This is a genomic window from Aquisphaera insulae (assembly GCF_011064615.1).
GTDB classification, from domain to species: Bacteria; Planctomycetota; Planctomycetia; order Isosphaerales; family Isosphaeraceae; genus Aquisphaera; species Aquisphaera insulae.
The window spans coordinates 1-25209 of the sequence record NZ_JAALJH010000015.1 but is presented as its reverse complement, the minus strand read 5'-3'; the positions used below and the strand labels follow the sequence as shown (position 1 = coordinate 25209).

At 69.9% G+C, this 25209-nt stretch carries 12 protein-coding genes; 1 reads left to right on the top strand and 11 read right to left on the bottom strand.

The genetic code is table 11. From position 1 onward, the window contains the following. Positions 1-45 precede the first annotated feature (45 nt). The 10 genes from G6O54_RS10975 to G6O54_RS10930 all read right to left on the bottom strand — a co-directional run bounded on the left by G6O54_RS10975 (position 46) and on the right by G6O54_RS10930 (position 21944). Positions 46-738: a hypothetical protein gene (locus G6O54_RS10975; RefSeq protein ID WP_165224684.1), complete on the bottom strand. Its 693-nt coding sequence runs from the start codon at positions 736-738 to the stop codon at positions 46-48. Then, complete coding sequence (locus G6O54_RS10970) at positions 735-1421, bottom strand: DUF4276 family protein (RefSeq protein WP_165224681.1); 687 nt, start codon at positions 1419-1421, stop codon at positions 735-737. The genes G6O54_RS10975 and G6O54_RS10970 overlap by 4 nt, the downstream gene beginning before the upstream one ends. Continuing rightward, a complete protein-coding gene (locus tag G6O54_RS10965; RefSeq protein WP_165224678.1) occupies positions 1418-2560 on the bottom strand; it encodes an AAA family ATPase in 1143 nt (380 codons plus the stop codon). The genes G6O54_RS10970 and G6O54_RS10965 overlap by 4 nt, the downstream gene beginning before the upstream one ends. Further along, positions 2557-6042, bottom strand: coding sequence for an Eco57I restriction-modification methylase domain-containing protein (locus G6O54_RS10960; RefSeq protein ID WP_165224676.1), 3486 nt, complete (start codon positions 6040-6042; stop codon positions 2557-2559). The genes G6O54_RS10965 and G6O54_RS10960 overlap by 4 nt, the downstream gene beginning before the upstream one ends. Beyond that, on the bottom strand, positions 6033-9428 hold the full coding sequence (locus G6O54_RS10955; protein WP_165224673.1) for a helicase-related protein: 3396 nt from the start codon (positions 9426-9428) through the stop codon (positions 6033-6035). Before G6O54_RS10955 ends, G6O54_RS10960 begins: the two co-directional genes overlap by 10 nt. 115 nt (positions 9429-9543) lie before the next feature. Then, positions 9544-10398, bottom strand: a complete 855-nt coding sequence (gene dinD / locus G6O54_RS10950) for a DNA damage-inducible protein D (protein WP_165224671.1) — start codon at positions 10396-10398, stop codon at positions 9544-9546. A gap of 60 nt (positions 10399-10458) precedes the next feature. Beyond that, entirely contained in the window at positions 10459-11187 is a 729-nt protein-coding gene (locus tag G6O54_RS10945; RefSeq protein ID WP_165224668.1) for a prolipoprotein diacylglyceryl transferase, read from the bottom strand. A 12-nt stretch (positions 11188-11199) separates the two neighbouring features. Then, positions 11200-11700 (bottom strand): hypothetical protein, encoded by a 501-nt coding sequence (locus G6O54_RS10940; protein ID WP_165224665.1) that lies wholly within the window; start codon positions 11698-11700, stop codon positions 11200-11202. Continuing rightward, positions 11697-13130, bottom strand: coding sequence for a radical SAM protein (locus tag G6O54_RS10935; RefSeq protein WP_165224662.1), 1434 nt, complete (start codon positions 13128-13130; stop codon positions 11697-11699). The genes G6O54_RS10940 and G6O54_RS10935 overlap by 4 nt, the downstream gene beginning before the upstream one ends. 162 nt (positions 13131-13292) lie before the next feature. Next, entirely contained in the window at positions 13293-21944 is an 8652-nt protein-coding gene (locus G6O54_RS10930) for a transglutaminase domain-containing protein (protein WP_165224659.1), read from the bottom strand. Positions 21945-22834: 890 nt separating this feature from the next. Here G6O54_RS10930 and G6O54_RS10925 point away from each other — a divergent pair. Further along, positions 22835-23662 carry a metallophosphoesterase gene (locus G6O54_RS10925; protein ID WP_165224656.1) on the top strand — a complete coding sequence of 276 codons (828 nt, stop codon included), beginning with the start codon at positions 22835-22837 and terminating at the stop codon, positions 23660-23662. Positions 23663-23936: 274 nt separating this feature from the next. Here the strand turns inward: G6O54_RS10925 and G6O54_RS10920 are convergent, their stop codons facing one another. Next, positions 23937-25088 carry a polysaccharide deacetylase family protein gene (locus G6O54_RS10920; protein WP_165224653.1) on the bottom strand — a complete coding sequence of 384 codons (1152 nt, stop codon included), beginning with the start codon at positions 25086-25088 and terminating at the stop codon, positions 23937-23939. Positions 25089-25209 lie beyond the last annotated feature (121 nt).

Here is a 25209-nt window from a genome sequence, read left to right as displayed (position 1 = left end):
TGAAGAACCTCCGAATCCTGATGCAGGTCAACCCGGCCCGCGAGATCAGTCCCGCCGCTCGTCGCGGCCCGCGTCGCGGTCCTGGCGGAGGAAGAGCCGGAACTCGGCGGGGTCGAGTCGGAAGGCGATCAGGAGGCGGCGGATCATGTCCCGTATCCCGTTCGCCGACAGGTTGCATTCGATGAAGAGTCCGCGCCCCAGCTCGAGCGCGCGCAACAAGGTGTCCGGGTCGCGCGTCACCTTGTGGTGGCCGCGGTTGCTGATGAATTCGGGGTCGTCCAGGAGGGACAGGAATCGCGACCCGTCGCGGCGGCCGAGCTGCTGGCAGACGAGCTCATAGAGCCGCTGCCAGGTGGTGATGCCGCTGGTCGCCTGGCCCGCCAGGATGAAGCCGTGCGGGCGCTTGTACGTCAGGTCCTCGTCGAGCGTGTGTGGCTCGTCGCGGTTCAGTTCGCGGATGATCCGCTCGTTCCGCTCGCGGTCCTCGTGGCCGGTCTCCTCGCCCTCGTCGAGCGAGACCCTGGTGTATTGCTGGATGAGCGCGGAGAGGTCGGCGGCCAGGCGATCGAACTCCGTCGTCTTCTCGAGGTAGGATCGCATGAAGCGGACCCCCTCGTCGAACGACGCGAGGTCCTGGCGGTCGATGCCGTCCCACATGTCGTCGGAGAGCGCGAGCAGGTTCTCTCGCACGGCTTCCAGGTCTTCCAGGATGGCACGAGTCCGATCCGGTGCGGTCATTCGTCCCCCCTCCGATCGCGGGAGACGTACGGCGTCCAGCCCTCGGGCGATCGGCCGAGCAGGCAGTGGACGAACCGCCGGAAAGACTCGCAGCGGCGAAGGCTGTTGAGGTCCTGAAGGCAGCGGGCGAAGTCCCGGGCGTGCTGGACGTCCACGTAGCGCCGGCCGCGATGCTGGCGGAAGAGGCTGGTCATCGTCCCTTTCGGATTCGGCATCTGATGCGGGTTGCTCTGGGCGGGGACGCGCACCCGGTGGGCTGGGGTCGAGAGGACGGCCGAGAGCATCCGGTGATCGTGCAGGAGCCACGATTCGAACTCGCGCTCGATGCAGACCAGGTGGGCCCGGCCCTCCGTCACTCGCGCCTGTACCAGGTTGCGGAGGACGTCCTGCCGGTCTCGGTGCCAGCAGAGCCGCTCATCCTGCTGAGGCCATGCGGGCCGCTCGTCCCAGAGGATGACGACGCGGTCGCAGCCGTCGCCCAGCAGGCGGGCGGCCACGGTCCCGCACTCCTGGATCAGCCGGCGCTTGTTGTCCATGGGGACGACGTCGGCCTCGAACGTGATGCCCGGGAGCACGCACAAGAGCTCGAAGATGCGGCGGCAGAGCACGTCCTCCAGGCCGTCGCGGCCGCATTCGACGAGGAGGCCGACCCGTAATGTTTGCGTCTTGATCCTGGCCATCATCGGCCCTTCGACAGTTTACCCATGGTGTAGAGTCGCCCGGGGGAGAAATCGCGCGACCATTCCGCGAGCTCGGCCGCGTCCGGGCGGTGGAAGACGGGCTGGCCCTCGTGGCGTTCGACGACCACGATGTGGGAGAGGTCGAGCAGGTCCAGGAGGTAGGGCGAATGGGTCGTGAGGATGACCTGCGTCGTCCTCGCCGTGATGGCCGCGCGGATCTCCTCGACGACGAGGTGCAGCGTCCGCGGGTCCAGGCCGTTCTCGATCTCCTCGACGACGAGCAGCGGGGGGGGCGTGGGATGCCGCAGGCACGCCAGCAGCGCGGCGATGCGGAGCGTGCCCGTGGAGAGGAGCCAGCCGGGGACCTTGAAATCCTCCTCGGTCATCTCCAGGTGGGCCTGCCGGCCGATCAGGTCGACGATCCTGGTCTGAAGGTCGCCGAGATAGGGCACCACGTACCGCAGGGCGTCAAGATACTCCTCGAAGGCATCCAGGCTCGCGTCGCGGAGCGAGAGCAGGTATTGCCCGAGATTCGACCCGTCGCGCTCCAGCATGGGGAACGAGCCCATGGCAGAGACCCGCGTGGGCTGGCCGATCGCGGCGGGATCGAGCCGGAGGAACTGCCATCGTCGGCAGAGGTTCGACCAGTCCTGCGGGCTGGCGGATTCCGTTGGGGCGGCCTTTCGCACGCGGTCGAGGGTGTCGTCGTTGAAGGATTCCACCCGGCCCATGCGATCGCGACGATAGAGGCGTCCCGAGGGAAGCTTGAGGAGTTCCTTCTCGATGTGGGGCGGGGAGACCGCGACCTCCGAGCCGAGCTCGATCAGGGAATGAAAGGCCCCTCGGCCCCAGGTGCCGCGAAGATTCATGGTGATGGGATTGGCGAGAGTCAACGTGGACTTCCGCAGGTGCGGGACCGCCCTGTTCCAGGCGAAATCGAGTCCGCCCCAGCGCTGGAACGCTAAATCGAGCCCCCACACGACCAGGTCGCTGTAAGCCTCCAGGGCTTCCACGAGGCTACTCTTCCCCGAGCCGTTGTTGCCGATGAACACTGTTAGCGGCGTGAGCGGGACCGTTCCGCTCTCGCGGATGGCCTTGAAGTGGCGGATCGAGACCTTGTTGAGGGCGAACCGCTCGGTCATCGAATGAGCCCCCGCTCCACGTCACGGTAGGCGTTCTTGGCGGCGAGCTTTGCCGACTCAGAAACAAGAGGGAAGGAGTCGAGTACGTGGGCGAACTCGTCCCAGGTCAGGCCATAGAGTCTTGCGACCAGACCATCGAGTTCAGAGCGTAGCCGTTGGCGGTGATCCGGATCGGTTTCGCCGCTCCGGTGACTCTTGAGGCCCGCATCTCGAGCTAGATCGTCAAATTCTGACGTTGTGCATAAGAGACGAGCCGCCCGGTCGACGATCGGGCGGAACAATGGCTCCCGATTCGTGATCCGAGGTATAGGAAGTTGGTTCATCAGGAAGAAAGTGAGATGAGTCGTCACACGCTGGCGTAAGCAAAAATCAACCACAAGACTATTAACGAGGGAGCAGAAGAGCAGCGCGATCACGTGGGGAGAAACATGAGGGTCCATGGATGTCACGATGACATAGGGGAGCGGATGGCTGCAGAAGACTCTCGGCGGCAACATGGTCATGATGGCCGTTCGGGCGTCCGTGTTACGCGCGACATCACGGAAGGCGAGTCGAAAACCCTGGTAGGGGAGAACTTGGCCCTCATCGGGGTTGCGGCCCAGCAACGACGCGCGAGCCTCGCGTTCGTCCAGCCAGTATTTTGGTTCGACGATGCGGTGCTGGAACTGCTGGATCATCTTGCCTTCATAGAGCGGTAGCCGACCCTTGCCGGACGAGGTTTTGAAGAGGTTGTGGTCGCTGGTCATGTTGAACTCTTGCGCGAACCGAACGTTCCAGGTCTCCGTGGATGGCTGGCCGAGCAAGGGGAAACGCGTCAACTTTTCGGCGATCTGCACGTCGAGGTCGCATTTGAATTCCATGATCGAGAGCGAGTCGGGAGACAGGCGACGGACGAGCGATGTGGGAATCTGTATCCGGACGGAGGGATCATGGAGAAAGTCGCCCAGTTCCTCGGCGGCAACTGCCTCACGGGGATTGATCCGAAACGAGGCGGAGATGCTGTCGGTGTTACCCCCTTTCCGAAACGCGAGAATGCAGATTCCAAACGAGTGATGAACTCCTTCGAAGAGGAAGCGTTCATTCGATAGTCCGAAGACGGGGTTCAGGTCGGATCGGTCGAACAGAAGCGATCGGAGTTGCTTCGCCCCAAGATCCCTGTAAATGCTGGCGGGAGTGATCATCCCGCACCGACCGCCCTCTCGCAGCAAGTTGAAGCACTGCTCGACGAAGAGCTTGTACAGGTTGATCTTGGTGGCATGAGTCCTGCCATTCTGCGTCGAAACCTGGCTCCGATACTGCTCGGCGTTCTTGAAGTATGAACTCAGGTGGGCGAATCGCGAAGCATAAGCAAGCCAGGCCTTCCTGAATTCAGGCTCCTTCATGAAACCGCCGAATTTCTCGGTCCATTCCTCAATTCGAATCTTCTTCTTCCGAATCGAATCCTCGTACTGCTGGCAGAACTCCTTCTCGTCGGTCTGGAAGACTTCCCAGGGAGGGTTCGTGATGATCGCGTCGAACCCGCCGCGGCGGTTGAGGACGTCGTCGAATTCGAAGCCCCAGTGGAAGGGATGAAGTGCCTCGATGTCCGCCGGTGCAAGCGCACGCTTGATCGACTTTCCTTCCTTGTTTCTCCCCGTGTCCCAGGTGGCTTCCTCGTACTTGATGCCCAACTCCTGGAACTCGTCTAGGAGCATCTCGTTGAGCGAGTCGTAGGCCTCGCGCTTCTTTTCGGCGATGGTGTCGCGGAGGGAGGTAAGGTCCTCGGCGTACTCGGTGGCGTGGCGGAAGCTATCGATCAGGCGGTTCTTCTCGTCAAGGACCTGGCGATACTTCGGCCGGAACAGGTTGCCCTGGTAGAGGCGGGACTCGAAGGCGGTCTCGTCGACCCGGAGGAGGCCGATGAGGGAGTTGCCGGCGAGGATGTTGAAGTCGATGTTAGGCAGCGGCTCCAGATCGTCCACCGTCCGCGCCGAGGCCACCAGGGCGAGGAACAGCCGGAGGCGGGCGATCTCCGTGGCCTCCTCCATGACGTCGACGCCGAAGAGGTTGTCGGTGATGATCCGCTTCTTGATGTAATAGCTGAGGCTGGGATGCTTCGCCTCGATGCCGGCCAGCCAGGCTGTCAGCTCCTTGTCCTTGAGGAACTTGATCCGGCCGATGACCGCGGCGTAGACGTTGATCAGGGTCTTCATCGCGGCCACGAGGAAGGCGCCGCTGCCGCAGGCGGGATCCAGGAGGCTGAGCCTGGGCAGGACCTCGTTGAGGAGCCGTCGGCAGAGCGGGGCGTCCAGGTCCAGGAGGAGGTCGCCGAGCGAGTCATAGGCCCGGATCTTGGCCCCGCGCGTGGGGTGGGCGCGGAGCTCGTCGGGCGTGTTGACGGCGTCCAGGATCAGGCGGTGGATGGTCTGCTCGCAGAGGTACTCGGTGATCTGCGGGCGGGTGTAGTAGGCGCCGAAGGCCTTCTGGTTGATGTACTTCTCGAAGATGTAGCCGAGGACGTCGGGGTTGATCTCGTCGTCCTTGCCGCCGGGCGTGTCGTCGAGATGCCAGGTGTAGCCGTCGAAGAGGTCGAAGAGGTTCTCGAAGGCCGAGTCGGGCACGGCGATCCCGGGGTGCTCGATCTCGATCCGGTGGCGGAGGAAGAGGCCGCCGTTGAGGTAGCGGATGTCGCCGAGCAGCTTCCGGGCCGCGGCCGACCGCTTCGCCTCGGGCCTGGCGAAGCCCTCGAAGAAGAGGGCCTGGAGGAACTCGGAATAGTAGCGGTCCGCGCCTCGCGCCTTCGATTCGACGAGCTTGTCCCTGAGGTAGGACCGATTGCCGCCGTCGAGGAACCCGGGCGTCTTCTTCTGGAGGAACGTGATGAACATCAGGCGGTTGAGCAGGACCGACGCGTACCAGCGCCGGTTCCGCTCGTCGTCGATGCCGCGGATCAGCTCCAGGAAGGCGACGTGCTGCTCCTGGAAGTCGCGGAAGAACTTCTTGGTGACCTTCTCGACGTCGAGCGCGGACTGGAGCCGGCGGGCGACATCGACGATGCTGACGTTCCCCTCGGCGTCGAAGTCGGCGAGGTCGAAGACCATCTGGTTGAGCTTGCCGAGGAAGAGGTCGCCCGGCTGCCCCTTCAGGTAGAGATGATCGCGTACCAGTGACTTGCCGTCCTGCCGCTTGACCCAGTACCAGAGGCTCTGGGTGCGTTCCCGGTCGACGAAGATCAGGAGGTTCTCGTGGTGCTGTTTGGCGATCTCCTTGTGGATGGCCGCGCGGGCCTTCGCGTCGGGGATGGCGCCGTCGTGGGCCGTGACCTCGATGACGACGGCGCCCGAGAGCTCGGCCGCGTGGCGGCCCGTGGCGCGGGCGTCCTTCGCCTCGATGGCGACGTCGGCCCGGCGGGCGGGGCGGGACCAGCCGAGCTCCTCGATGAAGAGTCGGGAGAAGTCGAAGGACCGCAGGCAGTCCCGGGCACGCTCGACGTTCAGGGACATGGCGGGACAGGCTCCTTCGTCGCTTTCAGGCCCATGGAGCAGATGATCCGGGGTTCCTGCGATTCCTCCTCGTCGAGGATGATGCAGAGCCGGCCCTCTTCCTGGAGCTCGACCACGCGGCGGGCGAGGTCCTCGTCACTGATGCCGTGGCGAAGCTGCCGGTTGAGGATGTCCACGGCGAGTTGCCTGAGAGGATAGTTGTAGATGTTCTCGATCGCGCGGCGGAGCTGCTGGGTGTCGAAGAGCGTCCCCTTGACGGCGTCGGCGTAGTTCTTGAGGCGTTCGTAGGTACGGAAGCGGGCGCCCGAGGGCCGGCCGAGCTGGCCGCCGGCGACCTTCTCCTCGTCGGCGATGAGCTCGACGGCGCGGCGGACCAGCGAGTGGTGATTGTCGTGTCGGGCGATGGCGGGGGTCTCGGGGGTGCACTCGGCGGCCCTGAGGATGGCGAACTGGGACTCGGTCACGACGCGGCCCGCCGTGTCCAGCCAGGCGAGGGCGTCGTTGCCCTCGGCCGTCCTGACATAGGCGAGCACCCCCTCGGGGCGGTCCGGGCCCGGGGTGCAGGGCCTGGTGGAATAGACGACGTCGGGGAGGTCCGGGATGGTCTTCTCCAGGGGCGGATCGCGGTCGATGGCGTTCTTCCAGATCTGGTAGGCGAAGGAGCCGAGGTCGACCTCGGTGTCCGAATCGCCGTCGAGGATGCCGGCCTTCTCCGTGAAGAGGTCGCGGATGACGTCGTCGTTGCGGTCGTCCTCGAAGAACGACTCGTCGGAGCCGACGACCTCGGCGTTCTCCCGCAACCGTTGCCGGACGCGGGCGCGGAGGTGGATGATCCGCTCGACGCCCGAGGCGGGGAGGAACGAGTAGCAGAGGATCTCCGCCGAGTTCTGGCCGATGCGGTCGACGCGGCCGGCGCGCTGGATCAGGCGGATGATGGCCCAGGGGAGGTCATAGTTGATGACGATCGATGCGTCCTGGAGGTTCTGCCCCTCGCTGAGGACGTCGGTGGCGACCAGGACGTCGAGCTCGCGGGCCGGCGGGACCGAGGCCCGCTTGCCGTTGCTCTCCGGGCTGAAGCGGTGCGCCAGCTCGGTGGGGTCCGCGGAGTCGCCGGTGACGGCGGCGATGTCCTCGACGCCGCGCCTGCGGAGCTCCGCGACGAGGTAGGCGACGGTATCGGCGAACTGGGTGAAGACGAGGGCCTTGCGACCCGGGTGCTTCTTGAGGAGGAGCGCCGCGAGCCGATCGAGCTTGGCGTCGCGGCCGGGGTCCCAGTCGCCGCAACGGGCCAGCACGTCGAGGAGCTCGGTCGCGTCGCCACGGAGGTCTCGGGCGAGCGCCGGGAGGAACCGCGCGGCCGGCAGCCAGCGGAAGCGCCTGGGCCATCGGCCGGCGTATTCCGAGTAGACCTGGGCCGCCCGGGCGCGGAACTGCTCCTCGGTGCAAAGGCAGCCCGGGCCGTCGGCCAGATCCGGCGAGGTCTCCTCGTCGGCCTCGTCGTCGGGGATTTCCCAGTCCGCGTCGTTGAAGCGGGAGTCCAGGAGGGTGGCATCCTGGGTCCCGATGGGCAAGGGGAGCCCCGCGTCGATCGCGTGGAGATAGACGAAGTTGCGGAGGAGGTGGCGTTCCACCGACTGGAGGAAGGCCCGGCCGCTGCTCTCGAGCCGCTTGAAGAGGTTGGTGCGGCAGAAGCCCATGAGCCGCTTGCCGGCGCGGGAGAGGTCCTGGATGACCTTCGCCTCCGCGGCTGTTGGCGGGTCGTGCGGGCGTTCGTGCAGGTAGTTACCCAGCCCGTATCGCGGCAGGGTCAGCCGGTTGATGGCGTCGACGACGGGGGTGGAATAGAGCCGGGCATACTGGTCGTCCGGGTCGTGGTCGTCGTACTTGAACTTGATCGTGCGCGGCCGCCGGATCGGGAAGTAGGAGCGGCGTCCGTCGCGGAAGGTCAGGTATTTCCGCTGTGTCTCGGGATCGGTCTGGGCGTAGTTGTCCTGGATGAAGCTGCGGGTCCGCCGCACCAGGTAGAGGCGCATGAGCTCGCGCCAGTCGTCGGCATGCTCGCTCTTCTCGAAGGCCGCGAGGGTCCGAGGCGCGCACTGGTGGCGGCGGATGAACTCGGTCTCGCCGAGCTCCCGGATTCGCGTCTCGGGCCGGATGCCGAGGTCGGCATCCTCGGCGAGGAAGAGCCGGAGCTGGCTGGCGAGGTCGAGGTACGACTTGTTGTAGGGGGTCGCCGAGAGCAGGATGACCTTGCTCTCGTTGCGCTGGATGTAGTCGCGTATGACCCGATAACGCCGGCCGTCCCGGTTGCGAAGGTTATGGCTCTCGTCGATGAGGACCAGGCGATAGCGCCTCATCTTCTCGGGCAGCTCCTTGATCGCTCGGCTGATCGAGAGGACGCGGCCCCTGAGCCCGAATCGCTCTCGGTAGTCTTCCCACATGGGGACCAGGTTCTTGGGGGAGAGGATGAGGGTCTCCAGCCCGTGGTCGTCCTCGAAGATGCGGGCCACGGCCGTCGCCATGAGCGTCTTGCCCAGGCCGACGACATCTCCGATGAGCACGCCCCCGCGCTTGTTGAGGTGGTGGGCGGCGATCTTCACCGCCGCGACCTGGAATTCGAAGAGCCTGTCCGCGAAGTCCCGCGGCAGCCGAAACTCGTTGAGGCCCGCCCGAGCCTCCTGCGAGAGGTGGTAGGCGATCTTGAGGTAGATGTGATAGGGGGACAGGACTTCTGCCCTGGCCCAGCTCTGGTCGATGATCTCGAGCAACTCCTTCGAGATGTCGAGGCACCACCGATCCTCCCACCGATCGTCGAACCACTTCGCCAGCTTGGCGCTGGCATCCTGGTCAACGACATCGACGTTGAGCTCACCCTGCTGCGAGAGCCCCGCGAACGTCAAGTTGCTGCTGCCCAGGTATCCGATCCTCGGGGTAATGGGATCGGGCCTGAAGAGGAGGTAGAGCTTCGCGTGGAGACGGTGTCTGAGGTAGAGCTTGACCACGACCTTGCCGGCGCGGAGCTGGCCGGCGAGCCGCCGCAGGCCGGCCTCGTCCTGGTTGTTCGGGACGCCGACCATCAACTGCTTGCGGAATTCATCGGCGAGTTGACGCTTCTTGTGGATGGCGGTCTGGTTGTCGATCGCGTGATCCGAGCCAAGAACACTGAGGGCGTCTTGCAGCTCCTCCTTCGGCAATTTCTGCATCCCGACGAGGAGGCGGCAGCAATGTCCTGGCCCTCCCGACCAGCGGTCAATCCGTTCGTCGATCTGCCTCCATCCGCGCAAATTGAAGTAGCCGACGCAGAAATCCGCCCGATCCGACAGCGCAAGCGTTTCCCGGATTGCCGGGAGTAGCGATTGATCGATGTTGTCGAAGATGCGAGGCATGAGAGGATTGGTCGTCCTGCGGAGATGTTGGCGTCGGTTGCCAGGGAGTTCTCATCGTGTGATTCCATTCTAGCACTTCTCCTCAACCATCGGCCCAGGCTCCTCTCCCGGCCCATCACCCCGCAAGCCCCGCGTCCTGGTCGTCGAGGACCAATCGGGGGCGGGCCTGCTTGAGCCGCTTCTCGACGTCCTTGATCGGCTCGGCGGGGGGGATGTTCTCGGGGAGAGTGCCGCCGATCCGGCGGATGGCCTCGCGGACCTCCTTGCCCACCTGCTCGTGGGCGCGGATCGCGCGATCGCCGGACCTGATCCCGTCCCGCGCCAGCTTCTCGCGAGCCTGGGTCATGCGGAACTGGTTGGCGGCCAGCTCGGTGGTGTCCATCCGGTCCATCAGGTTGTCCTTCTCGGGGATCTGCTTCTTCCGCTTGATGGCGTCCCGGCCGAGGCCCCCGTACATCCCCCTGTAACCGGCGTCGTGGAAGATGCCGAACAGCGGGTTGCTCACGCCCGCCTGCCGGGCCGCGCCGGAGAGGTTCTTGAACTCCTCGCCCGCCTGCCGCCTCAGCTCCAGCCGCTCCGCGTCCGCGGCGTGGGCGTCGGAGATCTCCTGACGGCGGGCCTGGATCGCGAAGTACCGCTGGGCCAGGGCGATCTCCGGCTTCCGCGGGTCGCCGTTCTGGGCGATCAGGTAGCAGGCGAATCGGGAGAGGTGGTAGTCGGGGACCTGGCGTTCGCTCCCCGATCCGAGCTCGACCATTTTGCCGGCGCCGGCAAAATGGTGGTCGCGGTCGTTACCCGATTGCTCGCAAGAGGTTTGCGCCTTCTTGATGGCGTTCTCGAACCGCCGCCACTGGCCGTAGCCGAAGAGGGGCTGGATGTCCCGGGCGCTCCAGTACTCGGCGCCGTGCTCGTTGGCCTGCTTCAGGTCCTCGAAGGACTTGCCGCCGATGGGTTGCAATGCGTCGCTCATGGACTGGCGTCTCCCTTGACCGATCCCGCGTGCTCGTCCACCGCATCGTGAACCGAGGAGTCATCCCGCGCTCGTGGGCATTGTCGCCGTGGCCGCGTCGCGGTGCCAGAGGTACGCGAAGGCCGGGATCAGGCCGATCGCCGCGAGCTGGTACGCGGTCAGGCCCAGCAGGATCACGGGCTCGGGGCGGAGGAACTCGGTGGCGAACCGGTAGGCCAGGTAGGCAATCAGGTAAAGCTTGATTCGTTGATGGACGAACAGCCCCCGCCGTTCCGTCCACGCCAGGAAGACGGCCATGGCGGCGTGGAAGGCGGACTCATAGAGCTGCGTCGGATGGCGGGGGATGCCGTCGTGGAAGGTCACGCCCCAGGGGAGGCCCGTCGGCTTGCCGTAGCAGCAGCCGCCGACGAAGCAGGCGAGCCGGCCGACGGCCACCGCGGCGGCCACCGGGACGGCGAAGCTGTCGCCCGTCTTGATCGTCACGCCCAGCAGCGCCTTGGCCGTCTCCACGCCGAGATACCCGCCGACCAGCCCGGCGAGGATCGTCTTGCCGTTGTCCAGCCAGGCGGCGCCCGACTTCAGCCCCTCCCAGTCCGCCAGCGCGAACGGCAGCTTGGCCCCGATCATCATCCCGCAGAAGGCCCCCAGCGCGATCCCCAGCCGCTGGCCCAGGGGCAGCGGCAGCAGCCGCCCCGGCCCGCGGCGGAGCAAGATCGCCGTCAAGATCGCCGCCAGCATGATCGCCGCGTAGGCCAATCCGGGCCGCGGGGCTTGGGGGAGATTCGTCATGCGAGATGCCCGCTAATGGAAGTTCGGGCCGCCCACCACCGAGCAGTAGATCAGGAGCGCGATGATGGCCGCCCCGATCAGGAGCACGGGGGCGAGGATCAGATAGACCATGAAGCAGCCGAACCGCTCCGCCCCGGACATGGGATCGCCCCGCCGCCGTCGCCGACGGGCCTGGACCTGGACGATCGCGAGCGCGGGGGCGACCGTCGCCGCCAGCAGGACGAGCAGCCCCGGCGCGTTGGCGTAGAGGGCCAGGCAGACGGCGACGACGGCGATCACCAGCATCCCGCCCGCGATCGTGAAGACGAACGGGTTCCCCCCCGACGGCCGCCCCGGCGACGGGCCCACCGGCCGGGCCGTCGACAGCGCGCGCTCGCCGCAGAGCCAGCACTCGGCCGAGCCGGGGTCGTTGCGTGCCCCGCATCGCAGGCAGAACAGCTCGCCGCCCGGGGGCGGCTGCGGCTTCGGCTGCGGCTTGGGCCCCTCGGATGCGCCCGATTCGGGCTCGCTCATGGCCGGCCTCCCCCCGCCCCGATCTGGACGAGCGGCGGGGCCGCCGGGGTGTCCGCGAAGCCCGCCCCCGCCGCGCGATCGCGGTAGAAGAGGTTGTAGGTGTCGAACGGGATCAGGCGGCCGTCCGGGTGGACGATGTGGAGGCACGACTTCTTCACCGAGCGGATGTCCATGCTATAGGCATCCATGAACTGGACGATCAGAATGCGGAATACCCTATCATACGTCAATTCCGGCGGCGCCGCGAACTCCGGCAGGCAGCAGAGGAGCTGGCGGAGCGTCCAGGCCGAGCTGTCCGGCGAGTGCGACGTGGAGAAGAGCTCGATCGCGAGCTTCCTCAGCCGCGGATCCTGCTCGTTGAGCACGGTGTTGCCCTGCAGCTCCAGCAGCGTCGTCGGGTCCAAGAGCCGCGTCAGCGGGACGACCTCGCCGCCGAGCTTCAGCGCGTAGGCCATGGCCAGGCAGTCCGGGTGGCACGGCACCGGGACCACGTCCCCGGGCCCGAAGATCGGCGACTGCTCGATGATCCTCGACCGCACCTCGGAGAGCGTCAGGCGATCGCGGGCGGGGTCGTAATCCTCGACGCGGCCCGCGTCCTGGATCGGCTGGAAGGTGACCCCGCGGACGCTCGGCCGCGTCAGCGCGAAGTCGAGGATCGCGCCGACCTGGTCGTCGTTGAGCCCCTTCTTCAGGGTCACGACCAGGGTGGTGGAGATCCCGTGCTCGTCCAGCGCGTCGAGCGCCCCGGCGTGGACCTCGGTCAGGTCCGCGCCGCGGAGGGCCTTCTGGGGGCCCGCGTCGAGCGAGTCGAACTGGAGGTAGACCTCGAAGCCGCGGCGATAGTCCGCCAGCCGGCGGGCGAACCCCGGCTCGCGGGCGATCCGGATGCCGTTGGTGTTGAGCATCAGGTGCTTGATCGGCCGGGCCTTCGCCGCGTCCAGGATCGCGAAGAAGTCCGGGTGGATCGTCGGCTCGCCGCCGGAGATCTGGACCACGTCCGGGTTCCCCTCGCTCCTGACAACGGCGTCGAGCATGGCCTCCACCTGCTCCAGCGGCCGATGGGCCTCGCGCCGCGGCGAGCTGTCGGCGTAGCAGACGGGGCAGGTCAGGTTGCAGTGGTCCGTGACCTCCACCAGGGCGACGCAACTGTGCTGCTCGTGGTCCGGGCAGAGCCCGCAGTCGAACGGGCAGCCGCGGGCGATCTCGGTGTGGAACCTGAGGGGCATCTGCCCCGGCTTGAGCGTCCGCCGGCTGAACTGGTAGTAGTCCGCATCCGTCGAGACGAGCACCCGCTCCGCCCCGTGCTCGGGGCAGAACTTGTGCATGTAAACGCGCCCGTCCCGGATCACGACCTTGGCCTCGACCTTGCGCAGGCACCTCGAGCAGAGGGCGTTGGTGAGCTCGAAGAAGATGTACGGACGGTCGGCCATCGTCTCGCCCCATTCTCCCGGGCCACGCTCGCAAGGATCGGACCGCGGGCCGAGCGGGGATGCTCGCCGCGGGACGGGCAAATCGCCCTGATCCTACGAGCCGGGCCCGGAGGGGTCAATCGTCCAGGGGCGGGGTGCCGCCCGGTCGATCGGGCCGCGTCGTCATCGTTTCCCGCCGACCTTGTGCGGCCTTGCGACCTGGTGGGCATGGCCGGCGGGCTTCGGAGCGGCCTTGGTCTTGACGACCCGCTTGACCGACCGGCCGGCGTAGATGTGGCGATTCACGGGCGCCCGGTAGGCGCCGCCGGGAGTCCCGTCGCGGTCGCCGTCGAGCGGGTTCCCCGAGGCGTCGGTGATCCCCGACACGGTCAGCCGGAAGGTCTTGTAGAGCGACAGGTGTTGCCGGGGCCGGAGGGTCACCGAGTTCGTGGTCGGGTCGTACTCGACGCTGCGGATCCGGATCTGGCGGGTCGCCTGGCGGCCGTGGCGGCCGGGGACGGCGATGGTCAGGACGTAGTTGGCCGGATTCGTGGCCCGGGCCGCGTCCAGCGGCTCGCTGAACCTGAGGACCAGGAGGGTGGGCTGATGGTGGAAGCCGAGGCGGGCCAGCGACGTGACGGTCGGCCCCGTCGTGTCCGCGGGCGTCACGGGGGGCTCGTCCGGGACATCGGTGCCGACCAGGACCTGGGCCGTGGCCTGCGCGATCAGCGCGGGGGAGTCGAGCGACTGCACGTCCACCCGGATCGTGCCCGTGCCGAGGGCGGACGCGTCGACCTGGACGAGGACGGTCGCCTGCGAGAGGCCCGGGAGGGCGATCGTGAGCTCCGGCGCGGGCAGGCCGTCGCCGCCGATGAGGCGGGCGGTGATCGGGCCGTCCGTGCCGGAGATCACCAGGCGGAAGCGGCCCTCGAGGTTGCCCGTGTTGGTGACCCGCAGGAGGAGCGAGGTCGAGCCGGGCGCGTCGAGCTTCTTCGAAGCGGTGTCGAACCGGGCCGCCAGGCCGGTGGTCGCCGGGATCGTCACCTGCGCGGCGGCGGCGCCACGGACGGCCGGGTCGACGTGCGACGTCGCGGTCGCGACCAGGTCGAGGTCGTCGGGGAAGGCGAAGCCGATCGCGCGGGCCGTCACCGGGACGACCTGCGACTGCCCCGGCCCGAGCGTGACCCGCGTCAGGGCGAGCTCGGCCGCGAGCGCGGCCGGGCCCGCCAGGGCCAGGTCGAACGTGTCCGCCGTGGTGCCGGTGTTCGTCACGGTGACCTGGAACGGCCGGCCGGTCAGGTCCGACGAGGGGGCCAGGCCGACGCTCACCCCGGCGGCGGTCACCGCGAGGGTCCCCGAGGCCGCGCCCGAGGCCGACCCCGAGGTGGCCGTGATCGTGAAGCCATGAGGCCCGGCGGCCGTGCCGGGGCGAGGTGTCAGGGTCAGGCGGACTTCCCGGTAATTCCCCGCGCCCGGGGGGACCGCGACGGTCGCCTGCCCGAGGGTGCCGTCGACGCCCGGCGGGGGCGTCAGCGCGAGCGTGTAGGTCTCGGCCTGGCTCCCCGTGTTGACGACCCGGACCGTGTAGAAGGCCGGGGTCCCCTGGCCGGCGGTCGCCTGCGTGGAGGTCAGCAGGACGACCACCCCGTGGGCGGCCGCGTCGGGCAGCACGGGATCCCCGGCGAGCGTGAGCGTGCCGCCCACCTCGCCGGTCGTGCCCCCCGCGGTGGCAACGACGACGAATTCGCGGTCGCCCGGCGCGGCGAGGGCCTCGGACGTGAGCGTGAAGGGGACCGCGACGGTGGCCCCCGCGGCGACGGTCACGGAGGGCGGCAGGCTCGACCAGGCCGCCGGCACGCCCCGGATCGCGAGGGCGTACGTGGCGGGGGCGGCCGTCGGGTTGGACACGGCGAGGGTGAACGCCCCCGGCGCCCCCGGGCGCACGGCCCGCGACGCGGGCGTGAGCCCCAGGACCTGGGCGGCCGCGACCGAGACGGCCGGCAGCCCGAGCTGCCCGGCGGTGCCCTGGCTCGTGAACGAGACCGTCGAGGCGAGGCTCAGGTCGCGAGCCTCTCCCGGCTGCATCCCGGTGACGGTCGTCCGCCAGGTGATCGTCCGCGAGGGGGCCGCCGCGGTGAGCGAGGTCTCGAAGACGTAGGTGTCGAAATCGGTCCCCGCGATGACCTGGGAGGGGGGGATGCTGAACGAGCCGACGTCGATCGTCACGCCGGCCTGCTTGGGCACGAAGACCTGGGCCGTCGCGGGCACGCCGGGCGGGGCCAGGATCTGATAGATGATCAGGCTGGCGCCGTCGGTGGTGAGGACCAGGCCGTCGCCCCCGGCGATGTCCTGGATCGCCGCCGGGACGTCGATCCCGGCGGAGACCAGGTTCGTGGGGTCGCCGGCGTCCACGAGGTAGAGCCTCGTCTGGGTGCCGGTCGCGCCCCTGGTGCCGTACGCGTACAGGTCGGTCCCGACCCTGGCGTCGAAGGTCACGCCGCTCGCCAGGTCGGGCTGCTTCTCCGTGTCGATGACCTTCGGGTCCGCGGGGTCGCTCAGGTCGAGCGTGGCCAGGACGACGCTGCCCGTGAACGGGTGGCCCGCGGTGAAGTTGGCGACGCCCCCCTCGGTCGCGGTGACGAACGCCCTGTCCCCGTCGACCGCGATGCCGAACGCGTGGACGGTGCCGGGGACCTGGATGTCCCGCAGGAGGCGCATGTTCCGCGGGTCGCTGACGTCCACCACGCGCACCAGGCCCACGCCGGCCTGCGTGTTGCCGCCGGTCGCCGAGCTCCCCATGAGCAGGAGGATCGTGGGCGAGACCTGGGCCAGGTCCCAGGTCATCTGGTTGCCGCCGCTGGTGTCGATGGGGGCGAAGACGCCGACGCCGTCGTCGCTGGTGCCGTTGTCGTTGAACAGGACGCCGTCGTCCACGCCGTCGCGGCCGGCCGGCGTCCCCTTGAGCGCCACGGCGTCGCCGTCGAAGAAGGGGGCCGCGGGGTTGCTGATGTTCACCGCGAACAGGCCGCCGGGCTGGGAGAGGACCCCGTTGCTGAAGGAGTCGAACACGAGGTTCACGATCGCGACGAAGACGTGGGTGTCGGTCACGACGATGTCGGTCGCCGAGGAATACGGGATGTTGCCCGTGGTCCCCAGGAACTGGGGGTTGGACGGGTCGGTCAGCGAGTAGGTGTCGAGCTTGGTATTGGGCAGCCCCTGGCGGACCGCGATCAGCAGGTTGCCGCGGATCTCCAGGACGTTCGTCGCCGAGCCCACCACGCGCACCAACTGCGGGGCCTGGAGGTTCGCGCCGGCGATGTTGAAGACGCTGATCCCCGACGTCCCCGCGACGTAGACGTAATCCCCGTTGCGGGCCACGCCCGAGGCGCCGGCGACCGCGGCCTGGCCCGCCAGGCCGATCGCGGGCGCCGGCGGCTGAAGGCTGTCGATGGTGAGCGTGCTGGTGACCGTGCTCGTGCCGGGGGGCACGACCGCCGGAGCGGCCGTCAGGCTGGCGCCCACCGGCGAGCCGACCAGGAGCGTCGCCTGGCCGGTCCCGCCCGATATGGGCTGGCCGCCCGCGTCGACGAGCCGCACGAGGACCGTGTACGCGCCGAGCGCCAGGCCGGTTGTGTCGAACGTCCCGAGGGTGGCCGTGACCAGCGACGTGACGACGCCGAGGGCCACGGGGGTGGGGGTCGAGGTGAAGACGGCCTGCCCCGAGCCGTTGGTGACGACGAACGTCGCGGTCGCCTGCTGCTCGCGATTGACCGCGTTGAGCACCCGGGCCGACACGGTGACGACGCCGCCCGGGTCGACGAACGGCGGATCGGTGGCCACGGAGACGACCGACACGACCTCCCGGCGGGCCGTGAGGGCGCCGGTCGTCGCCTGGCTGACCCCGGCCGTCCCCTCCACCGTCGCCACGACCTGGAAGCTGAAGGCACGCAGCTCGCTGGCCGAGGTCGAGGTGAGCGTGAGCACCACGTCCTGCCCGCCGCTGGCCGCGCCGGGGGCGAGCGTGATCGAGGGGACGTTGAACGAGGCCGACACGCCCGCCGGCAGCCCGGTCACGAGGAAGGTGTACGTGGACGATGCGGTCCCGCGGTTGCGGATCGCGACGTGGAAGTCGATGGGCGTCTGCGGCTGGGCGGACTGGCTGTTGTCGACCAGGGTCAGGTCGAAGCGGTGCGCCGCCAGGTCCGTGAGCGCGGCGCCCAGGCCGTCGAGCGCGGCCCCCAGCGCGGAGACCGCCGCGCCCACCGCGGCGGGCGTCGCGGCGTCGGCGAGCGCCTGGCGCGACGCCGTCAGCGCCGACGCGTAGCCCGCGGTGGCCGGGTCGGCGCCGAGCTGCCGGGCCACGCTGTCCAGGGCCGCCAGGGCCTGGCCCTTGGACACGGCGCTCGCGGGGTCGCGGACGAGGTCCGTCAGGGCGAGGCTCAGGTCGTCCAGCCGGTCCGCCAGCGCGTCGTTGCCGAGGCCGCGCACGGCCGACGACGCGGCGGCGATCGCGTCGGCGCCGGGGACGGCCACGCGGAGGCCGACGACCAGGGTCTGCACCTGCTGGTTCGCGGTGGTGGCGGTGATCGTCGCCGTGAGCGTGCTGTTCAGCGGGACCGCCGCGCCCGGGGTCAGGGTGACGGTGATCGTCCTCGACTCGCCGGCCGCCAGGGTGATCGGCCCGCCGAGTCCGTCGAGGGTGAGGCCGGCGGCCAGGGCCGACGAGAGCGTCACCACCTCGCCCACGTTCCCGACCGCCCTGAGCGTCAGCACCGCCGTCGTCGGCGTCCCCGGGATCGTGGCCAGGACGGCCTGGGCGCCCGTCAGGGTCACCCCGTGGATCTCGGGCACGACGAAGGGCTCCGTCTCCTCCGCCGCGATGGCCTGGCCCGCCCCGCCGGCCGCGCGGACCGTGAAGTCGGCGTGCGTCCCCGGCGCGGGGAGCGTCCCGCTCGGTGTCAGGTAGATCCCGACGACGGCCGTCTCCCCCGCCGGGATGAGCAGGGATGAGGCGCTCATGGTGACGGTGAACCCGGCCGGCGGGTTGGGCACGCTCAGGGTGAACGTCTCGGCGTCCGGCCCGAGGTTGCGGATCGTCGCGAGGAACGAGGTGGGGAGCTCCGCCCCGTTGAAGGGGACGGTGAACACCGGGTCGGGATTGACGACGACGCTGACCCCGGGCTGGGTGGGGGTGACGGTGACCGTCACCTCGCCCTGCACCACCAGGCTCGGGTCGTCCTGGGAGGTCGCCTTCAGGCGGATCGTGTAGGCGCCGCCCTGGAGCCCCGGCGCGGGGGTGACCGTGACGACGCCGCCGGGCTTCACCACGACCAGCCAGCCGGCGGGTGCGTCGGCCTGCAGGTCGTACGAGCCGGCGAGGCTGGTCCGCAGGCCGAACGGGAAGCTCACCGGCGTGTTCTGGTCGGCGGTCAGGCCGGTCGGGCCGGCGCCGATCGCGAGCACCTGGGCCGCGGTGCCCCGGACGGTCAGGGAGTCGGCCTGGCTCCCCGCGGCGGCCAGCTCCAGGGTGCCGGCGTATCCCTTGAGCGTCAGCCCGTTCGCGGCGTCGATCACGCCCCCGGGGAGGGCGAGCTGGCCGGCCCCCTCGCCGATCTCGACCTCGGCCCCGTCGGCCCGGATCGACATCGAGCCGGAGAACGTCGGCGAGGCCATCGTCCCGTCGCCGGAGAGGTCCGCGAGCGCGGTCGTCACGGTGTACGTGCCGGCGGGGAGCGCGACGCCGTTGAGCGTGAGGGCGCCGGTCGTGAGCCGGAGCGTCAGGTTGCCGGTGAGCTGGGCGTCGTAGCGGGTCCACTCGCCGGCGATGCCGAGGCCGGCGGTCGCCGCGGCGTACGCGGCCAGGCTGCCGAGGCCCGCCAGGCCCACCGCGTGGTCGCCGTCGACCGTGAGGTCAACGGGCGTGCCGGCCGACGTCGCGACCGCCCCCGAGCCCACGATCACGCCGTTGGCGTCCCGGACGACCGCCTGCCCGGCGGACAGGGAGCGGGACCGGAAGGTGTCCCCGCCCGGCGACCGCCAGGACGCGGCGACCTGCCCGGACACGCGGACCGACGAGGGCTGGACCTGCCCCTGCACCGCCCCGGGCGCGAGCGAGGCCGCGACCGTCTCGACCCCCGCGCCGTGCTGATAGGGACGCAGCGGCAGCGCGTCGAGCGCGACCTGGATCGGCAGGACCGGGGGATCGGCCGCTTCCGATCGAGCCACGCCGACTCCCAGGAGCCAGCCGGCGATGAACGCGCCGCCGATCGCCGCCGTGATGCCTCCCGCCGCCAGCGCGACCCCGTACTCGATGCCCAAGGCGTTCAGGGCCTTGACGAGCTGGTCCTTGTAATCCTTGTAGTCCTGCGGGTTGACGTACGGTTTGATCAGGTTGACCTGGCCACGGATGGTCGGGCCCGCGGTGATGGTGATGTGGTCGTAAGGGTCCGGGTACGCGAGCAGGTTGAGATTGAAGAGCAGGCCGCCGAACATGTACCCCACCACGAAACTGCCGGCGGAGGCCACGTTGGAGATGTTCAGGAGCGAGAACAAGGTGAGGAAGACGTTGCCGATGACGCCGCCCGCGTGGCCGCCGTCCTCGGAGACGCCGATGGTCTCGCCGGTCCGGGGGTCGTACTCGAACCACGCGATCGTGTTGACCGTGCCGACCGTGACGGCTTTCACCGGCACGAGGACGATCTTGCCGGCCTGGGCCGCGTCGGCGATCCTCGCCCTGGCCTCGCCCGAGATCGCCAGCCCGTCGAGCCGCGCGAGGTTCTCCCGGCCGATGAGGGTCGAGGCGATGCCCTGGTCGGCCGCGATGCGGAAGATCTCCATCGTGTTGATGGGGGTGAGCACCGCGCCGGGCGGCGTGCCCGCCGGCGGCGTCATCACGAGGCCCTCGATGATCGTGTCGAGGATGCCCCGGGCCACCTGGAAGCCGAGCACCGCGTCGTCCGGCTGGCCGGGCGCCGCCAGGACCCGCATGGCGTTGCGCCGCAGGTCGAGCGCCAGGCGGAGCTGCTGCGAGCCCGCCGTCGGCTCGTCCAGGTGGCTCGTCGCCAGGACGATGGTCGGGCTGCTGCGGTAGGCCCGGACGCCGAAGTAGGCGGCCTGGTTGCCGGTCTCGGACTGGGACCAGAGCGAGAAGCTGGTCGCCTTCCGCTCCAGGAGGGCCGTGAGCGTCTCGCGGGTGGCCGTCACGGCGCGCTGGAGGAGGGCCTGGACCTCCGGGGCCTGGCTCGTCAGGTCGACGCCGGCGAGCTGCCCGGCCAGGCCCTGATTCGCCTCCAGGACCTGGGTGAACCGCGAGGCCAGCAGCGCGTCGGCGGCCGGGGCGATCCGGCCCGAGTTGACCTGGACCACCGTCAGGTCGAAGTCGTCCAGCGGGGGAGGGTCGTTGAGCCCGGCCGAGATCGAGGGGACGCCGCCGTTGCGGCGGATGTCCAGGCCGATCCGGTCCAGGAGCGTGCGGCTCTCTGTCTCCGCGGCGGCGCCCGGCCCGCCCAGCGTCATGTTCAGGGTCAGGCCGGTGAGGATCGTGCTGCCGAACGGGAAGCTCGTCAGGAACTGCTGGAAGTCGGTCCCGCGGTAGGTGACGTCGCGGTCGCGGCCCGTGGCCACGTCGCGGACCGCCAGGTAGGGCGAGAAGGTGTGCGTGACCGCGGAGAAGACCAGGCCCGGCAGCACCTGCGAGGACACGAACTGGCCGACCACGAGCGAGCGGCCGACCAGCTCCGCCGTGCTGAACGCCTGCTCCAGGACCGTCTTGACCGACTGGCCGGGCAGCCCGAAGAGGGCGGTCGCCGTGTTGGTAATCTCGGCGTCAAGCGAGATGGTCACCTTGTGGCGGAGGGCGTCGGGGACCTCGGCGAACGTCCCGAGGGTGGCGGTGACGGGCTGGCCGATGCCCGGGCCGAGGACCGTGTCGGCGTCGCGGAAGCCGGTGCCCGTGTCGAGCTGGATCCAGTAGTGATCGCGGGCCTCGGCGAGCAGGGCCGGGTCGTCCTGCGGCGCGGCGACGGTGGCGCCGGCGGGGACCGCCCCCGCGAGCTGGATGCTCCGCGGGAACATCGACAGGATCAGCGGCCTGGCCTGGTCATCGGTGAGCGTCCCGTGGGCATAGCGCGCAGGGATGCCGGAGGCTCGCAGCAGCGCGACCCCCAGGCTCGCCTCGTCGAGCGCGTTGCCCGCCCCGCTCCAGAGCGTGCCGCGGGCGCCCCGCAGCGAGCCGGTGTACGCCTCGTACCCCACCTCGGCCCGCAGCGCGTCGAGGATGCGCTGGGGGGCGTAGTCCAGCTCCGCGGCCTTCCGCTCGATGAAGGGGTCGCGGGCGTCCGCGTCCACGGTGGGCGCGAGCAGCGCGGCCGAAACGGGGCCGGCGGCCAGCACGGCCGCGGGGGCCGCGTCCGACGCCATGAGGGCGTCAACGGTGCCGTAGGCCGACGCGCCGGCGTCGACCTGCTGCGGGCCCGCCACCGGCAGCGAGACCGTCACCTCGACGCTCGCGCTCCCGAACGGCGCCAGCGTCCCCAGGCTCCAGGCCAGCTCCTGCCCGTTCCGGTCGGGCGCCTGCGAGGCGGCGACGATCGAGACGCCGGGCTGGAGCGACGTCGTCAACAGGACGCCGCTCATCGCGACGTCCCGCTCGTTGTACACGCTGTAGGTGATCCGCAGGGGGCCGCCCTGGAGATCGGCCGCGGTCCACGACGACAGGACCCGCCCGACGGTGATCGTGTCGCCATTGAGCAACTGGCGTTGCTCCAGGCCCTCGAAAAACGGGTCCAGGGTCCGGGTCCGTCGGCGTGGGCGCGGGCTCGACGCGGGGCGTTTCATGGCGAGGACCTCTGGACCCGCGATGCGTCATGGGCATCTGCGGCTGGATTTTGCACGAAACCTGGCCGACTCGAGTCGTCCTGGCCGGGATTGTCGGACAGTTTCGACCGAGATGAAGCGGAGGCGATGAAACCAGTCAAGCACGATGTGTCCCATGATACATAGCATGAGACACGCATGGATACAGCTCGTTTCATGAAGAATGCGCCAGAGGCATCCGACCGGACAGCAATTCCTCGAAAAAAGCAAAAAAGGGGACCTGGGGGCGGCGGGCGCGGCGTGACATGGCGCGATGAGAGCTCGCCCTTGACCGGGCGCAACCGGGACATGGCCCCGACGTTTCTGTTGCGCCTGCGGCGGCTCGCGGCGATGGGGTCGGGGACACGGCCTCGGCGCGGTCGCCGGCCGGCGCGGGGCGGGCACGCGCTGGAAAGGCGCGGCGGCGGCGGCTCGACCGGACGGCAGCCGGCGTCGGCCGCCTCGCCGGGCCAGGCGGACGATCAGCGGGCCGTCGATCGCGGCGAACTCCTCCCGGGCCCGCTCGTCCCGAGGCGATCGGAGACGGGCCAGGAGGCTGAACCGCGTCGGGGGCGAGTCGTCGATCCGGCCTTCCTGCTCGGGGATTCACAACGCCCGAAGGAAGATCTTGGTGGCCCGGCCCGGATTTCTCCCGGGAGGACCGGGCCGGGCGGAGGGCCCGTCCCGCCCGCCCCCCGGCGTGGTTTCGCGGCACCCCCCGACTCCCCGGCCCGGCGGCGAGCCGGGGCGGATGTCGCCTCCACGCATCAGGCCGCGATTGACCTTGTGCCCTTCGCGGGGATCGAACAGGATGGCGCGGAGCCGCGCCGATCGGGCTGCGCGCGGACCCTGGGGCGGGGAGAGCTCAACGCATGGCGATCGACCGGCGGCGGTTCCTGAAGCAGGCGGGCACGATCGGGATGGGCGCGTTCACGGCGGGGGGCATCTATCCGCTCGTGGAGGCGAAGTGCTGCCACGTCGTCCGGCGGACGGTCGCGCTGCCGAACCTGCCGGCGTCGTTCCGCGGCACCACCGTCGCGCTGCTGGCGGACATCCACCACGGGCCGTTCACGCCGATGCCGTTCGTCCAGCGCGTGGTCGAGACGACCAACGCGATGCGCCCGGACCTGGTCCTCCTGGCCGGGGACTACGTCTCGGAGAGCGAGTGTTTCATCGCCCCGGTGATGGCCGCCCTGGCTCCGCTCCGGGCCCCGCTCGGCCGGTTCGCCGTGCTCGGCAATCACGACCACTGGGAGAACGGCTGGCTCACCCGCCGCGAGCTCGACCGCGCGGGGATCGCCCGGGTGGACAACTCCGGCGCCTGGCTCCTCCGCGGCGACGATCGCCTGCGGATCTGCGGCGTCGGCGACCTCTGGACCGACCGCCAGCATCCCGGCCCGGCGCTCGCCGACGCGACTTCGGATGATGCCGTGATCATGCTCTCGCATAATCCCGACTACGCGGAAATCCTGGCCGACCGCCGCGTCGGCCTGATGCTCAGCGGCCACACCCACGGCGGCCAGGTCTACCTCCCCGGCTATGGCGCGCCCGTGGTCCCCTCGAAGTTCGGCCAGAAGTACCTCGGCGGCCTCGTCGAGGGCCCGGCCTGCCGCGTCTACGTCTCCCGGGGCATCGGCACCACCGGCCCCCCCCTCCGCCTCGCCAGCCGGCCCGAGATCGTGATCCTCACGCTCGCCTGAGCCGGGGATCGACCGCCCCCGACTCCCGATCGGGCCCTCGCCCGACGGGAGCCCCTCCGGCCTATCCAGTGGGGGAGGGTCGGGGAGAGGGGGCTACCACGCCTGCCAACCGGCCCGGCGTGGCTGCCGAGCGGTCTTCATCTCGACGCCCTCGATCCCGAGCGCGGCGGATCCGTCGCCCCGGCCCTCTGCGGATCGACAACCCGGGCACGGCCGGCCCATGGGTCCTACGAAGACGTCGCCGACCGGACGGACCGGATCGGATCGGATCGGATCAGAGCACCGACCGCCCGAGCGCCGCGTGCATCGCCGCCCGGGCGCGGAGCAACTGGGGCGTGTCCCCCGTGCCGACGTTCAGCCGCCGCAGGCCGAGCGGGGCGAAGCCTCGCGAGCCGGGCCGGTTCACCCCCTCGAGCGACGTGAACCCGAGCCGGTAGCCGGCGGCCCCGGCCAGCTCCAGGGTCGTCGCCGTGAAGCTGCCGGGCCAGCCATACGGATAGGCGATCGCCGCCGCGGGCCGGCCGATCCGCTCGAGGATCGTCCGCCCCGACTCCACGAGCTCGGCACGCTGGTCCTCGGCCGCCAGCGTCCCGAGCGCCCGGTGGCTCCGCCCGTGCGAGCCGATCGCCATCCCCGAATCGGCGAGCCGCCGCGCGTCGTCCCACGTCATGAAGTGCCCCCGGCCGAGCGCCTCCGGGTCGAGGGAAACCTCCGCGGCCCGGATCAGCCGGCCCAGGAACCACGCCTCGTCCGGGACCTCGTGCGCCAGGAAGGCGCCGATGACCCGCATGATCGCCGCCGTCCGGCCGGCGGGTGCCGGCCTCGAGCCGAGCTCGATCGCGATCGGCTCCGGGTCGTCCGGGAAGCGCTCCAGCGAGAGCGCCGGCCGCCTCGTCCGCTTCAGGGCCATCGCCACCTGGTCCCACCACGGGAGCACGGGCGCGTCGAGGATCCCGGTCGGCAGGAAGAACGCGGCGGGGACGCCGGCCGCCCTCAGGATCGGCCAGGCCACCTCCGCATTGTCGCGATAGCCGTCGTCGAACGTGATCAGCCCGAGCGGCCTCCGGTCGCGAGCCGATCCGGATCCGGATGGGGCGCCCGCATGCCCGTGCTCGTCGAGCTCGACCTCGTCGAGCCCGACCAGCCGGAACCGCCGCGCCAGGGCCTGCACCTGGTCGCGGAAGGCGTCCGGCGTGGCGGAGATCACCGGGTCGTAATAGGGATCGGCCTCGACCCCCGGCACCGCGATCCGGTGATAGGTGAAGACCGCCAGCGTCCGGCCGCCTCGCCGGCCGCGCCCGCGCCCGCGCCCGCGCCCGCGCTCGATCCCGATCCGCTCGAGCAGCGCGAGCAGTCCGGCCCCTCCCATGACCCGGGCGAGCGCCGCGCGCTTGTTGGGGATGCGATCGATCAGGCGGCGAGCCAAGGCGGGCGACCTCCGACGTTCGGGCATGTTCTCGTGCCCATCTCCGTCCATTCTGCCAGAAGCCGGGCCTCCGGCGTAGCTCGCGGCCGCCGTGCCCGGCCCGTCTCCTCCCCTCGCGAAA